Source organism: Kordia jejudonensis (assembly GCF_001005315.1).
Classification (GTDB): domain Bacteria; phylum Bacteroidota; class Bacteroidia; order Flavobacteriales; family Flavobacteriaceae; genus Kordia; species Kordia jejudonensis.
The window spans coordinates 79,585-94,414 of record NZ_LBMG01000027.1; the positions used below are offsets into that span (position 1 = coordinate 79,585).

Sequence of the window (14,830 nt, forward strand, 5' to 3'; positions counted from 1 at the left end):
GTTTACTCCTAGACTAAGATTTTTTTTAGTGATTTTTTACATTGTACTTGCCATTGTTTTTTTTACAAAAGGTCATGTTTTGTTTCCTGTCTTGATTTTGGTATCGGCAATTTTACTTCTTTATGGATATGAAAAATCTGGAACAGTCTATTTGGCATTTCAACATTTAAAAAGGCAAAATATAAATAGAGCAGAAGTTTTATTATTACAAACAAAAAGACCTGAAAAATTGTCCAAAGGTCAAAAGGCATATTATCACTTTACGAAAGGAATTATTTGCGCTGAAAAGCAACAGTGGAATACAGCATTTTCAGAACTAAACGAAGCGCTAGCCTTAGGATTGCGCACTAAAAATGATACTTCAATAGTTTTGTTTAGCTTAGCTTCTATAGAATTTTCAAGGAAGAATTATGATGAGGCAAAAATACTCATTCAAAAATGTAAAGAGTTTGAATTAAAACCAGAAATTGAACTCGGAATGAAGGAGTTAGAAGAGAAAATTAATTCTACACATTGAAATAATTATAATCTTGTTTAACTTTTAACTTAATTAGTTAAACAGAATGATTATTTTTGTGAAACAGTCTAATTTGATATTATGTAATTGATTATGAAAGTAACAAAAGAAGCCAAATTGAAATCGAATATTTCCAATAAAACCGAACCTATTTCATTGTATGATATTGAAGTAAACGATTTGCAAGGAAATCCAATGTCATTAGCAGATTTTAAAGGAAAAAAACTACTTTTTGTGAATGTAGCCTCCAAATGTGGTTTCACGAAACAGTACAATGAATTGCAAAATCTGAGCGATGTTTTTAAAGACGAATTGGTCGTAATTGGTTCGCCATGCAATCAGTTTGGGAATCAAGAGCCAGGAAATGCTGCTGATATTCAGGAGTTTTGCAGTGTAAATTTTGGAGTTAATTTTCCACTGACTGAAAAATTGAATGTCAAAGGAAAAGATCAACATCCGCTGTACAAATGGTTGACTTCCAGAAAAATGAACGGTAGAAAGAATTCTAGCGTTAAGTGGAATTTTCAAAAATATTTAGTAGACGAAAAAGGAAAGCTAATCGATTATTACTATTCGTTTACAAAACCGATGAGTTCAAAAATTACGAAACACTTATAAGTATTTCAAACTATAAAATAAACACTACAAAAGAAAAGCGCTCTCACAATTGTGGAGCGCTTTTTTTATATAAATAGCTGCTGCTTTTTATCTTATTTTCCTTCTGCTGAAAGTGTTTTCATTTCTTTTTCAATCATGTCGTAAAACTGATCAATTTTAGGAAGTACAACAATTCGTGTACGTCTGTTTGTTGCTCTATTTGCTGGTGTATCGTTCTCAACTAAAGGAACATACGAACTTCTTCCGGCTGCAATTAATTGTTGTGGATTGACACCAAGATCTTGTAAAACTCGAATGATAGACGTTGATCTTTTTACACTTAAATCCCAGTTGTCAAGTAAAACATCTCCTTTTTTATACGGAACATTGTCAGTGTGACCTTCTACCATACATTCAAAATCTGGCTTGCTATTTACAACCTTAGCCACTTTTGCCAATACTTCTTTCGCTTTAGAAGTTACGTTATAGCTTCCACTTTTAAATAACAATTTGTCTGCGATAGAAATAAATACAACACCTTTTTCTACGTTGATTTCAATGTCTGGATCGTCAATTCCAACCGCTTTTTTCAAGCTAGAAACAATTGCTAACGTCACACTATCTTTTTTATTCAACGCGTCTTGTAAACGTGTAATTTTTAAATCTTTCTCCTTCATGCTTTCTAACGACTTTTCAAGGTTTTCAGCACCTTTCGTTGTCAAAACAGTCATGTCTCTTGTGTTTTGAATCAAACTTTGATTGTTTTCCTTCAAATCACTATTTGCTTTTCTTAAATCTTGCACCTGATCTTGTAAGGCTTCCGCACGTGCAGATGAAGAGGCTTTTTCTTCCAAACATGCGTTTAGTTTTACGGTTGCAGAATTTAATAAATCTTTGGTTTCCTTATGTCTAGCTTCCAAATCGGCAAACTCTTTCTTAGAAACACAAGATGATAGCAAAATAGATACAGTTGCTGTCAATAAAAGAATCTTCTTCATAAATCTTATTTTTTTATTATTAAAACGGTTTTTTTCTAAATTAAGTTCAAAAATATTAAAAATGATATTGATTTTACAAGGATTAACAAACTTTTAAACCTTTAAAAAATCAGAAACTAGATAACGTATTAATCCTGTAATTATTATCCTGTGAAATTAGTCTTAATTCGCGAATTAACGCCACTGTTATTTTGATAGTTTTCCTTTTTTATGTTCATTTGATACTCAGATGTATTAATCGATTTACCGTATAATGAAAAGAAAAGACCTTTTAGCAGAAATTACCAAGCGAATTAAACGCAATGAATATTCATACCAAATAAAGAAATACCTAGGAAGTAAAGGGCTTTCAGAAGCACAACAAGATGAAATTCTCGCGGAAGCGAAAAAAAATATCAAAGACGAAAAACTTCAAAAGTTACCTGCTAGAAATAAAATGATTTTTGCCATATTTCTTTCATTAGCTGTGCTGTCGTTTGTATTTTTCATGTTTATACTTCCAGAATATGATATTTATGGTGTAACAATTATTATGGCAGTTGTCGGCGTAATTTTTGTAACTATTTTCACGGTAATTGCATTGACATATCTCAATAGATGGAAGCCTGAAAAAGTAGCAATGGAAGTTGAAGATAAGCTTCCTGTCGACTACACTTCCTCTTTTGCAATTGCCATCATTCCTGCAATTGTACTATTCTTTATTCTTTCTGCCAGATTTGACGCCGTTGAAGAGCGAATTTTAGCAGAAACGCAAGTCCGAACCGAAGGAATTATTATTTCAGGAATTTCTACGACTTCGGGAACAGGAACATATTCCACGATTGTCGTTCGATACACTACAAAAAATGGCAAAACAAAAGAAGTACAAGCAGAAGTAGGGAATTCTGAATTTAATAGGTATTACCAAGATCAACGTGTAAATATTATCTATTCGTCTAAATATCCGTCGATTATGCGATTGTTGACGCAAGAAGATAACATCCGACAATTTACTGATACCGAAGAACGAAACTTACTGCCAGAAGATCTTGAAGCTATACTGACGGGAGATTTTATACCAAGTGTTACGGGACTGAACAAAATTTCGTTTGGTTGGCGAGAAGATGTTTCTTCAGGTGTTTGGTATAATGAAAACAAAGATGCAGCGCTTAAATTTATTGATGATAAAGAAATTGCATATATGTGTGATTATATTTCCGCAGATAATTTTGTGAAAGCATTGATGGAGAAAGGCTATAAAAAAGTAGAAGGAGGCGAAAAAAGAACGGTAACAATGATACAATCACAATATTATGAAAGTGATGAATTTGTTGCATTTGTAGAAACAACGATGAAGAGTAACGATTTGGCTACGATAATTCAAATGGCGCGGAAGTAAATTAGATTATTGCATTCGTTTCAATTTCCACTTATTACGTGTTAAATCGAGTAGTTTGTTTCTCTTAAGAATAAACTTTTTATCGTTGAACTCTATCCAATTTGCATTTGAAAGTATATGCTCTATGCTATCTGTTTTATTTAACTTTTTAGAATTTAAAATGAGCGTATCGTTTTTATTTTTCCAGAAACCTTCAGTATAATCGGTACTGTGATGTTTTTTATAGATCCAAAATTTAAACTTTCGCTCGTCTGTTATGATCAATTTAATTTTTGAACGTTTTTTAGCCTTGCCTTTATACGTACCATAAAACCAAAATGTTTTTCCGTCTGGCGGCGTAATTTTCATTAAATGATACATTTTTGTGTTGAAAACTTCAATAAAATCGTCATCAATATTTGGTTCTGTACACGTATAACAAAAATTCAAATTTGTAATAGTAGTGTTTTTCAATTGAATAGTATCTATAAGTTTGTCAGTAGGACAACCTGAAGCACCTCCATATTGTCCAATTAAAATCCGTTTTCCATCAAGAAAGAGTCCAGTTGCCAATTTTTCAATTCGTTCATCTAGCCATTGAATTTCGTCTGTAGAAGCATTTTTACGTTTCTTATAAACATAGTAAAGTTTTAAATTTACAATAGTAATCAATTGTGTCTCTATACGATTGTTTTCAGGTTTATCAATAGTATCAGTTTGAAAGTTTTTCGGAACATAATTGATAATTTCATTAAAAGTATGTACAATCGGCTCAGAAGCGTTTTGAGCGCTAAGAGTAAAGTTGAAAAGCAATGAAACGATGAAAACAACTTTTTTCAAACAACTAACTGATTATAATTCTGAATAGATTTTTCTTCCTTTTACAAAGTATGAAAATATAATTGAGTTGTGTTGAAAGTACTGTTTTTGTTGTATTTTTTGACGTTTCTTTAACATTTTAGGCAAACGTGCATAAAAATGAAAGTGTGCTTTTATGACTGCTAAAAAGTGTTTAAATTGTAGTTTGACTAAAAATTGTAGTGCCGCAATTCCATCTAAAGTTAAACGTGAAAAGATAATAGGAAATAGTTTTCCTTTCGGAAGATTCTTCGCAAGCATGCACAATGAATTTCTAAAATTCAAATAGGTTTTTTGAGGATTTGTACTTTTTAAGGTTGCGCCACCAACATGAAACACAACACTTTCTGCAACGTATTTGGTTTTATAATTTAAGTTAAAAGCTCGCCAACACAAATCAATTTCTTCTTGATGTGCAAAAAAGTCTTCATCCAAACCGTTCAATTCTTCAAAAACATTTTTTCTAATAAAAAAACATGCGCCAGATGCCCAAAAAATTTCAGTCGTATCATTGTATTGTTGCGTATCTTCTTCCAAAGTGTGAAAAATTCGTCCACGACAATAGGGATACCCATATTTGTCAATAAATCCACCAGCTGCGCCCGCATATTCAAAATGTGTTTTTTGTTTGAAATCGAGAATTTTCGGTTGAATAATTGCCGTTTCAGGATGCAATTCAAATTCCGATAGGATAGGAGCGAGCCAATTTTCTGTCACTTCAATATCTGAATTTAATAAACAGAAAATTTCCTCTTCAACTTGTGGTAATGCATCGTTATATCCTTTGGCATAGCCACCATTTTCAGCATTTTGAATAAGTTGAACTGCTGGAAAATTTGCTTCAACATAAGCAATAGAATCATCTGTGGAAGCATTATCCGCCACATAAATAGTCGCTTCTTTAGAAAACGCAATGACAGATGGTAAAAACTGTTCCAATAGTTTTTTTCCATTCCAGTTTAAAATGACGACAGCTATTTTATTCAAATTCAATAGTTTAAAATTCGTTTTTACTATATTTCTCGATACAATTTTTTTCGCTTCACTTCAAAAACCCAAAACCCAAAGACCCAAAAACCCAAGACCCAAAACTAAAACCTTCGATAATCCGGTATGTCTCGTAAAAAATCATAGCGTTTTTCTTCATAATCCATTGTGCAGTAATAATGATGCAAGCCATTGGTAACCATCAAATATTCTGCTTCTAAGATCATATTATACTGTGCAATTTGGTCAAAAGTTTGCTGATTGATGGTAATTGTACTGCGTTTGCATTCTACCACTAAAAAAATACTTCCGTCCGAATTAAAGATGACAATGTCATAACGTTTCTTTAATCCGTTGAATGTGAGTTCTTTTTCAACATTTATCAAACTTATCGGATACTTTTTTTCTTGCAAAAGAAATTGTACCGTATGTTGCCTGACCCATTCTTCAGGAGTTAGTACGATAAATTTTTTCCGAATCGCATCAAAAATATAGATTTTATTTTCCCTATTTTTGAAGCGGAATGTATATTTTGGAAAATTCAAAGGTTCCATACGCACAAAACTAACGATTCGTGCATCGAAAACCAATACAATTCCGCATTTGTCATACATGGAAGAAGCAAAACAGATTGTCGTTGATATTCAGAAAGGAAATATAAAACCTATTTATTTTTTAATGGGCGAAGAAGCCTATTATATTGACAAAATTGCCGAATATATTGAAGAAAAGGTATTGGCAGAAGAGGAAAAAGGGTTTAATCAGATGGTGTTGTACGGACGCGATGTAACTGTAGATGATATTGTTGCGAATGCAAAACGCTATCCGATGATGGCAGAACGACAAGTGGTTATTGTAAAGGAAGCCCAAGATTTATCGCGAACAATTGATAAATTGGTTGGCTATCTTGAAAATCCGCAACCTACAACGGTGTTGGTAATTTGTTATAAGTATAAAAAGATTGCCAAAAACAAGAAATTGTACAAAGTTGCTGCGAAAAATGGCGTGATGTACGAAAGCAAGAAACTGTATGAAAATCAAGTTGCCGATTGGATTCGTAGAGTGTTGGCTGGCAAAAAGTATCAAATTACGCCAAAAGCCGCACAAATGTTAGTAGAATTTTTAGGAACGAATTTGAGTAAGATTGACAACGAACTGGAGAAACTTAAACTGATTTTGCCCGTTGGAAGCGAAATTACACCAGAAGCCATTGAAGAAAATATCGGAATTAGCAAAGATTATAACAATTTCGAATTACGAAAAGCTATTGGCGATAGAGATGTTCAAAAGGCTTTCCGAATTATTCGATATTTTGCCGAAAATCCAAAAGACAATCCTACAGTTGTAACAGTTTCGTTGTTATTTAATTTCTTTTCGCAATTGTTACAATATCACGGTTTACGCGATCATAATGCCAAAAATGTAGCTTCTGTGTTGCGAATCAATCCGTATTTTGTGAAAGAATATCAAGCTGCGGCACGCAATTATCCAATGAAAAAAGTAAGTGGAATTGTGGCTACTTTACGTGAAATGGACGTAAAAAGTAAAGGTGTTGGCGCAAGTAATTTGTCCAATGGCGATTTGTTGAAAGAATTGCTTGTAAAGATTATGAATTAACTTCGCTATGCTCAATTCAAAGATTCAAAATTCAAAGATTTAAGGTTTAATGTTCATGATTTTTTCTACTCGTCTATCTCAATACTAGTATCTCAATACTCAATACTCAATACTATACAATAAATTAACCTGAAGCACGAATGTCTTTATTAAAATTCGTTTTCATAAACTTTCCGATCATTTGTCGCGCTAACGCTAGATTTTCCTCTTTTTTACCTAAAAATTGCTTTAATCGCTTCAATTGAAATTTTAAGTTTTCTTTTAAGTGATGCGTACTTTCGTCAGCAGCATTGTAAAACTGATTCATCGTGCGCAATGCATTTTCAACCGTTTGCATTTGTGCGCTGATTTCAATCGCTTTTTTTTCTCGCGAATGCACTAATTTTACACGTTGTAAGGCAAATACTTTGATGGAAGCTTTTGCACGTTCTTGTATCAATTGTTCCGAAGTTTTTGGTTGCATGACACCAGAATTTATATCATATTTGAAATAATCTTCAGGATTTTCTACTGCGGGATTTATCAACAATCGCACTTCTTCTTCTTTTTGTAAATCATCCGTATGCGTGCGTGCTCTGTGCGCTTCATCGAGTAATGGAAACTGATTCATTTTTCCCATGCTTCGCAACGCAGCATTGTTTTCAGTACGTTGTTTTGATTTTTGATTGCAATTTCGGCAGGATAATAACAAATTATTCCAATCGGCTGCCAACCAATAATAGCCAGGTTTTGAATTTCCTGTTGGTTTTAGTTCTTCAATTTCGCCTTTTGGACGAAAATGTTCAATATCTCCCACATACGTTTTTAAGAAAGTACTTTCGCAATACACACATTTTCCATGACTCATTTCAATAAGTGCTGCTTTTACTGTTGGACTTCTGTATACTTTAAATTTATCGTAGGTTTTATGCTTGTTTGGACCTGTAAAATGTGCAATAGCGGCATCTAATTCTTTTTTAGCTTTGCCGTTTTCATCTACAAGCACATCAGGCACATCAACCGAATTTCTGTCTATGAAAATCATATATTACTCGTTTATATCTATTTCATCCCAAAGGTCTTGCACTTGTGTGATGGTTTCCTCTTTAATATTTTCTGTTTCTATTTTCAAATCTTTCTTACGCATGCCTTTTGCCATCATTTCATCTACCACTTGATAAATGAGTTCTTCTCGAATATCGTTTCCAAAACGCATGTAATTTTTGTCGTCAATTTGTTTTTTTAAGCTTTTAATGCTTGCAATTTGTTTTTCTGTACGATTGCTTTCATCAATACTTAATAATTCGTAGTATTCTTTAAATAATCGCTCTGTATGAATGTCCATCGTACTATTCAACCCAAAATATTGTGAGGTTAACAATTGATCAATTCGCAAACTACTCGGATCGGGTAAATCGCTAAGTACTTCAATGTTATTTTCCTCATTTTTTCGTAAAACGACTACTTCATTTGCTTTAATTCCTCGTAAACACAACGGTTCATGTGTGGTAATGATGAATTGAATTTTTGGGAATGTTCCGCGTAACCGTTCAATAACTTCCATTTTCCAACGTGGATGCAAATGTGTACCAACTTCATCAACCAATACAATTCCTTCGGCCAATCCGTATACAATATTTTCTTCTGATAAGGTGCGAATCATATCTATGGCAATGGCAAAAACGGTTTTGTAACCATCACTTAAATGATCAATATTGATTGTATCGCCTGTTTGGTCATATTTGATAAAAATTTGCTTGTTGGCAATACTTCTTTGAATAGAATCTTTGTCTTCTAGCAACAATAAATTCTTCAATGAACGTGAAACTTCGTTAAAGGTTTTACGATCTGTATTTAGAAACCAATCTTTTGCATCGGATAACGAAACAGAAGGATCAAATAGATTTTTTACTTTTATATAATTGGGATGACCACGTTCCCAATCGAGATTTCCAACGGGTAACAATCGTGTAGAGCCGTAACCGATAAGAAATGCGGCTGGATGATGGATATTTGAAACTATTTTGTTTTCTTTTTTATTATACGTAATTTCATAAAATTCATCTTTTCCTTTGCCATACACTTGAATGAAGCCTTTTTGTTTTCCATATTTCAACAAATCGCTCACTTCAATATTCAACGTGTCTAAATATTTTTGTCCCATTAGGGCAAGTGCAATAGCTTTGAGTACAGAACTTTTTCCGACGCCATTTTCGCCCAAAAATACCAGCCAAGGTTCCGAACTTGTATCATCGGAATAATCGGGCAGTTTTAGGGTTAACTCTGAAAAGCATTTGAAATTTTTTAAGATAATTCGATCTAAGTATACATTTTTAAGAATTCCATCGAAAATATCTTCTTCTTCGATGAAAACTTCTTCTAATGGTGCAATATTTCCAGCTGACATTGGAAATGAATCATCAAAGTCAAAACCTCCTTTGATACTTTCTTGTGGCGCTTCTTGTTTAATATTTAAGAAAGAATCTTGTTGGGTTATATCCTCTAAATTTGGAGAAATATAGCTTTCAAACTCACTCATTACAGAACCCAATCGATTTTGTGATTTTTTATCGTTTAAATAATTATGAATGATTGTTTTTCTGAATAAAGAATGATTTGTTGAAGAATCATCATTTATAATTTCTTTCCATTCTACAATGATATTGTAAAACTCTTTTGGGCTTTTCGATATTTTATTAAACTGATCACTAAGTTTGACACGTACAATTTTACGTTCCTCGATTAAATCTTGTCTGTTGAGTCCAAAAATTTCTATCGTTGCTTTGGCTTTTTGTTTATTGTATTCAGAATTAAATAACACGGAAGGATCTATTTGCGAGGAAAACAGCACACTTAAAGCATCTTTAATCGGTGTAATTTCACATGTAGAAATGTCAAAAGCAAAATAATGGTTAGGATCATCTGCGCACGGATCAATCAAAAGTGCTTTTTCCTTTGTAGCGATTTCCTCATGTGGTGTTTGAATAGCAGCACGTTTTCCATCAACAGGAAACATATTCGATTTAAATCGGCTACAACTGTGGCAACACATGTATAGGTTTTCCCATTCGTAGGTTAACCACCAATAATGATCAGGAGCAATTTCCTTACTATCAAATCCTTGCGAATAACTATCGGGACGAAAACGATGCAAATAACTTTCATATCCTGGTTTTTTTGCCATTAAAGTAGATTCGCAAAAGGCACATTTATACTCAAAAAGTTTCGCTAACGGATCAATAATTTGGTCAGGAAGATATCCAACTGTAAACGTACGTTGCGAGCGTGAATTTTTTCGCATTCCATAAAAATCGCTTATTTCTTGCTGTAAACGATCGTATTCTTTTGAATAGAAAAATTCTGGTTTATCAATTTTTTGTCTGTCAACTTTAATCACAATGTAGTATTTAGGTAGCGTAAATTTATGTTAGTTAAAGTACGTGAAAAATAACAAGAAACAAAACGCTAAATGTAAATACGGTGTTTTTCCCCTAAGACAATTGTATTAATATCAGTACATTGTGTTGTCATTATTTCTTCTAAAGAGATCAATAAAAATGCAGACATGAAAGCAGCAAGAAAAAATAAACAACAGCAAGAAAAAACGAATACTGTCATACAACGAAAGGAAGGGAAATCGTTTGTAAAGCCAAAAGGAGATTCCAATAGTTTTACACCTCCAAAAACTACTGGAAAGCAGCATAAGAGTTTGCCCGCGAAATTACAGTCGAATATGGAAACTTCATTGGGACACGATTTTTCAAATGTTGGCATTCATACCAATTCACAAAAAGCGGTTCAGATGAAAGCGCGTGCTTTTACACAATCTGAGCAAATTCATTTTGCACCAGGCGAATTCAATCCGAGTTCAACTTCAGGACAAAATTTAATTGGGCACGAGTTTACACACATTGCACAACAGCGTGCAGGTGTTGTAAAACCGACCAAAGCTTTGAAAAAAGGTGTTATGATCAATGACGATCGTAGTTTGGAAAGCGAAGCAGATACTTTTGGGCGAAAAGCGGCTAGAGGAGAAGCTGTTTCCAAATATCGATCTGCTGGTTTGGGCATGCGAAGTAATGTGCGAACAGCTCAGGCTAAAAGTAATGTGGTGCAGATGGCAATGCAAGAAACTCATATGGGAAAGTTTTATGATGATACGTACGCTTTAACTTCTGGAGGAGGTGGAAGAAGAGGTTTAGATATAGTATTACGATTTGAACCTAAAAGTTCAGTAAATGCAGAAATGATTGGCTTGACTCAAACTCATCATGCCATTAATAAAGGAAATCCTTTTTATTTGAATTCAGATAATTTTTATAAAGGGCATGCTATTCAGAGCGGCGACGCACAAAATATTTCAGATCAAGGAGTTTCAGATGAAGGGACACATATTGATAGGTTGAAAAAAAGAAATAATCCTATATATGGATCTAGAATAATGACTGCAGGAGAAACATTACAGGATACTCCTATGGATAATAATTCTTCTGGTAGTCCAACAAAAGTTGGGCTAAGAAAGCTTGATCCAAATGCTAATGCTACATATCAATTGGGATATAATTTTACTGATTCATCAGGAACTCATAAAAATAAAGATGCTATATTATCTGATGCTCCAAGCGTTGGAAGTGTAAATATGAGTAAAAATTCTTCTCAGATTTTTGAAACTACAGCTTTAGCTATTAAAGGTGTTGATCAAGGAATGTATTACGGTTCAGTTAGATGGGGATGGAAAACTGACGCTTCTGGTACGCATTCATTAATTCCATTCAAAGTTTTATCTAAAGGAGTTCCAAGTTCTACATTTTTAAAAGCAGCAGAAATTTGGAATAGTTCAAAAAGTTCAACAGGGGCAAATACGTTGAATCTACCTGTCCCCGATGTTAAACTCACAACTTCATCAATTACAGCAATTAACCCTCCAGGATTTACGGGTCCACCTTTATCAATTCCAGCAAATACACGAGTAGTAATCGTAAGAAATGCAACGGCAGCAGTTAATGGAGAAATTAGAGTAGTAGATGGAGATTTTGTTGGTAATCGATTAACCGTTAGTGCTGCTGACATAGGAACGTTAAGTGATGAGAGAAGTTAATATAAAATGTTTTATAATTCTATGTCTAGTATTTTGCTATGGCTGTATAAATGATAACAAGATGAAACAAGTTGAATTATTAGAAGAAAAGTTATTAGAATATAATTATTTTGATCTGTATCAAATTCAAGATACAGTGATTTCAAACAAAGTTTGGAATAATGGTAAACAACGTGAAACTTTAAAAAAGGTAATACAAAGCTCCGATACTTCATTAAAATCTAAGTTTCTTGCAGCAACTGTTTTGTTAGAATTCGATAATAAAATAGATACAGTATTTTATAAGAATCTATCGAATGTATATTCTTATGCTTTAAGACATACAAGTGAAAAGTTTGATAATTCAATGCAATTAAATGGAAATTTATGGGGCTTTTTATACGAAGAAGATGATTTAGGAGAATTAGGAAAGCAGTACGTTTCTTTTGGAAATGAGGCAATTCCTTCCCTGATGAAATTATTAGAGGATACTGATAATAAGATTTTTTATGATGGTAGTGAAGGAGCCACTATAGGTAATTCCTATCAATACCGTATCAAAGACTTCGCAGCATTTTATATTTCGAAAATCAAAAATATACCTATGACGTTTTATCAAGATTTTGACAAACGAGATGCAGAAATTGAACGCTTACAAGAACTTTTAGAAAACGAATAAGTATGGACGCACTAAATCAAGATGTAGCAATTGTACAAGAATTAGAACGTCAATTAGAGCGTTCAGGGTATTTTACGCATAGTTCGTTGAGTAATCAGGCAGAACGTATCAATGAAATAGAATCGTTTTTATATGGCTTAATTGACACCTTAATTGACGATGGAAAAGTCAAAAAAGAAAAGCTAGAAGAAGTTGTACAAAACGTACGTACAGAAACATTAGCACGGAAAGAACATTTTCATGCTGGAATTGCTATTAGAGTTGATGGAGAAGAACAAAAAGACGATTTTGTCCCTGTAAATTGTGATGAACGCATGCATATTTGTAAAGGTGTTTGTTGTAAACTCAATTTTGCCTTATCTGTCGATGAAATAGAAAGCGGAACGTCAAAGTGGGATTTAGGTCAGCCGTATTATATAAGACAGAAATCAACTGGATATTGTACACATTTAGACGAACACAAACAATGTTGCTCTATTTACAACGATCGTCCAAGAGTATGTAGAAAGTACAGTTGTGCAGACGATTCGCGTATTTGGACCAATTTTGAAAAAATGGAACTCAATACTGAATGGATTGAAAACAATTTGCAAGAACGAAAAATTCAATTGCAAGGTGTGTATATGATTCCTGAACAGAAAATTGAATACAAAGCTAAGAGTTAGTTGATTTGTGAATTTGATAATTTGATAATGACAATACTGAGAAATTCCAACTTCACGAAAAACAAATGAACAACAAAGGATATTTGTAAGTTTAGTAGTTTATATTACGAATCAACGAATCAACGAATCAACGAATCAACAACTCCACAAATTATACATCAATCTACAAACTAGCAATTCCTTTCGCTAATTGCGTTGCCGCGTCATTGTTGTGACGAAACCACAATTCGGGTTCTATCAATTCAAGTTCAGAAATGGCTAACTTGTCATCATTATCCCAAATAATATCCACACGCGCATATATTGGTGCTTCAATGCACGCTTTTACAGCGTTTTCCGCAAAGTCAATTTCAGCTTGACTGGGATTGTATTCATGAACACTTCCGCCAAAATCATCTTGCACTCTAAAATCGCCTGCTTTTGCCTTTTTTAGAATCGCATGTGTATAGCTTCCATTGATTACAATTAACGAAATTTCTCCTTTTGTAATAATTTGTTCCATAAATGGTTGCAACATCATGGATTCTTCAGCAATTAGCTTTTGATACAAGGTTTCATGTTTTTCAAGGGTTTGCAGATTCAATTTGTAAGTATGTCTTGCAGCTCCAGAAATACAAGGTTTTAGCACGGTTTGTTTCCAACCCAATTCTTGATGCAATTCGGCAAGTGTGCGTGTATCTCCTTTTTCCATAAAATGCGTTGGAACAATTTTGACACCAGCTTTGGCAATGTCTTGTAAATAATGCTTGTCAATGTTCCAATGAATCGTTTTTGCAGAATTTAATAGAATCGTTTTTTGTTCAACAATTTTCAGCCAATTGGCAAACTCTGGAAAGCGATCAAAATAATCCCAAGTAGTTCTAAAAAGTGCATATTTAGTAGTATTCCAATCAAAATTTGGATCATCCCAAGCTAATTTTAAGACGCTTAATCCTTCTTTTTCCAACGCTTCTTTGACCAATTGATCTTCTAACAGTACATTGTCTATATACGCATCTGTTTCCGTAGGATTTGTATATCTTTTGTCAGTCAGAACAACAACATCAATGGGTTTCATAGTATGAATTTTTCTTTCACAAATATAAAAAGCTCTTGGTAATTAACAGACTTTCTTTAGCGTAATCTAAATTGTGAATCGTATTCGTTATTTCTAAAACGATTTTGTTAGAAATACCAATCACTAAAATAAAAATAGTTTCGCTTGGGTAACGTTTTGAGATTCAATGAACTGTTACGTATAATCTTAAAACTTTAATATTATGAAAAAAAAGAATCTTAAATCATTAAAACTAAACAAGAAGTCAATTTCTAGCTTTAGTGTATTAGCTGGTAGAGCTCCTGATAATGGAGGCGATGAGCCAATTGGACCACCGAATGATGACGACTTTGTTTGGTTTACAGATGGAGGAGATCACACGTGTAGAACATTCCCATCGTGGTGTAGTTTTACAACTGGATGATTTTTTTAAGCGAACTTCGGTCAGTCATGGTCGGAAGAA

Annotated in this window: 15 protein-coding genes; 8 read left to right on the forward strand and 7 right to left on the reverse strand. The window is 33.4% G+C overall.

Going from position 1 to position 14,830, the window contains the following annotated elements:
- Positions 1-28 precede the first annotated feature (28 nt).
- Together AA089_RS13960 and AA089_RS13965 are read left to right on the forward strand one after the other, a co-directional pair.
- Positions 29-517: a hypothetical protein gene (locus AA089_RS13960; protein ID WP_156169023.1), complete on the forward strand. Its 489-nt coding sequence runs from the start codon at positions 29-31 to the stop codon at positions 515-517.
- Positions 518-610: 93 nt separating this feature from the next.
- Positions 611-1,135: a glutathione peroxidase gene (locus tag AA089_RS13965; protein WP_046757575.1), complete on the forward strand. Its 525-nt coding sequence runs from the start codon at positions 611-613 to the stop codon at positions 1,133-1,135.
- A gap of 92 nt (positions 1,136-1,227) precedes the next feature.
- Here AA089_RS13965 and AA089_RS13970 read toward each other — a convergent pair whose 3' ends face one another.
- Positions 1,228-2,112 carry an OmpA/MotB family protein gene (locus AA089_RS13970; RefSeq protein WP_046757576.1) on the reverse strand — a complete coding sequence of 295 codons (885 nt, stop codon included), beginning with the start codon at positions 2,110-2,112 and terminating at the stop codon, positions 1,228-1,230.
- 253 nt (positions 2,113-2,365) lie between these two features.
- Between AA089_RS13970 and AA089_RS13975 the strand changes: the two genes are divergently transcribed.
- Positions 2,366-3,490 carry an APC family permease gene (locus AA089_RS13975; protein WP_046757577.1) on the forward strand — a complete coding sequence of 375 codons (1,125 nt, stop codon included), beginning with the start codon at positions 2,366-2,368 and terminating at the stop codon, positions 3,488-3,490.
- 6 nt (positions 3,491-3,496) lie between these two features.
- Here the strand turns inward: AA089_RS13975 and AA089_RS13980 are convergent, their stop codons facing one another.
- The 3 genes from AA089_RS13980 to AA089_RS13990 form a co-directional block, all read right to left on the reverse strand.
- Positions 3,497-4,309 carry a hypothetical protein gene (locus AA089_RS13980; protein WP_046757578.1) on the reverse strand — a complete coding sequence of 271 codons (813 nt, stop codon included), beginning with the start codon at positions 4,307-4,309 and terminating at the stop codon, positions 3,497-3,499.
- A gap of 12 nt (positions 4,310-4,321) precedes the next feature.
- A complete protein-coding gene (locus AA089_RS13985; RefSeq protein WP_046757598.1) occupies positions 4,322-5,314 on the reverse strand; it encodes a glycosyltransferase family 2 protein in 993 nt (330 codons plus the stop codon).
- Positions 5,315-5,418: 104 nt separating this feature from the next.
- Positions 5,419-5,868: a type I restriction enzyme HsdR N-terminal domain-containing protein gene (locus AA089_RS13990; RefSeq protein ID WP_046757599.1), complete on the reverse strand. Its 450-nt coding sequence runs from the start codon at positions 5,866-5,868 to the stop codon at positions 5,419-5,421.
- A gap of 58 nt (positions 5,869-5,926) precedes the next feature.
- Between AA089_RS13990 and holA the strand changes: the two genes are divergently transcribed.
- Positions 5,927-6,931, forward strand: coding sequence for a DNA polymerase III subunit delta (gene holA / locus AA089_RS13995; RefSeq protein ID WP_046757579.1), 1,005 nt, complete (start codon positions 5,927-5,929; stop codon positions 6,929-6,931).
- Positions 6,932-7,055: 124 nt separating this feature from the next.
- Here holA and AA089_RS23740 read toward each other — a convergent pair whose 3' ends face one another.
- Both AA089_RS23740 and AA089_RS14005 read right to left on the reverse strand, forming a co-directional pair.
- On the reverse strand, positions 7,056-7,955 hold the full coding sequence (locus tag AA089_RS23740; protein ID WP_053002429.1) for a retron system putative HNH endonuclease: 900 nt from the start codon (positions 7,953-7,955) through the stop codon (positions 7,056-7,058).
- A gap of 3 nt (positions 7,956-7,958) precedes the next feature.
- On the reverse strand, positions 7,959-10,307 hold the full coding sequence (locus AA089_RS14005) for an AAA family ATPase (protein ID WP_046757580.1): 2,349 nt from the start codon (positions 10,305-10,307) through the stop codon (positions 7,959-7,961).
- Positions 10,308-10,475: 168 nt separating this feature from the next.
- Here AA089_RS14005 and AA089_RS23745 point away from each other — a divergent pair, with 168 nt between their 5' ends.
- From AA089_RS23745 to AA089_RS14020, 3 genes are all read left to right on the forward strand, one after another.
- Positions 10,476-12,008 carry an eCIS core domain-containing protein gene (locus AA089_RS23745; protein WP_053002431.1) on the forward strand — a complete coding sequence of 511 codons (1,533 nt, stop codon included), beginning with the start codon at positions 10,476-10,478 and terminating at the stop codon, positions 12,006-12,008.
- Positions 12,009-12,069: 61 nt separating this feature from the next.
- Entirely contained in the window at positions 12,070-12,666 is a 597-nt protein-coding gene (locus AA089_RS14015) for a hypothetical protein (protein WP_053002437.1), read from the forward strand.
- Between the two features lie 2 nt (positions 12,667-12,668).
- Positions 12,669-13,331, forward strand: a complete 663-nt coding sequence (locus tag AA089_RS14020; RefSeq protein ID WP_046757581.1) for a YkgJ family cysteine cluster protein — start codon at positions 12,669-12,671, stop codon at positions 13,329-13,331.
- A 163-nt stretch (positions 13,332-13,494) separates the two neighbouring features.
- On the opposite strand, the gene AA089_RS14025 is transcribed toward AA089_RS14020, so the two are convergent.
- Positions 13,495-14,388 carry an ATP-grasp domain-containing protein gene (locus AA089_RS14025; protein WP_046757582.1) on the reverse strand — a complete coding sequence of 298 codons (894 nt, stop codon included), beginning with the start codon at positions 14,386-14,388 and terminating at the stop codon, positions 13,495-13,497.
- A gap of 202 nt (positions 14,389-14,590) precedes the next feature.
- Here AA089_RS14025 and AA089_RS14030 point away from each other — a divergent pair, with 202 nt between their 5' ends.
- On the forward strand, positions 14,591-14,791 hold the full coding sequence (locus AA089_RS14030) for a hypothetical protein (protein ID WP_046757583.1): 201 nt from the start codon (positions 14,591-14,593) through the stop codon (positions 14,789-14,791).
- The last annotated feature ends 39 nt before the right edge of the window (positions 14,792-14,830 follow it).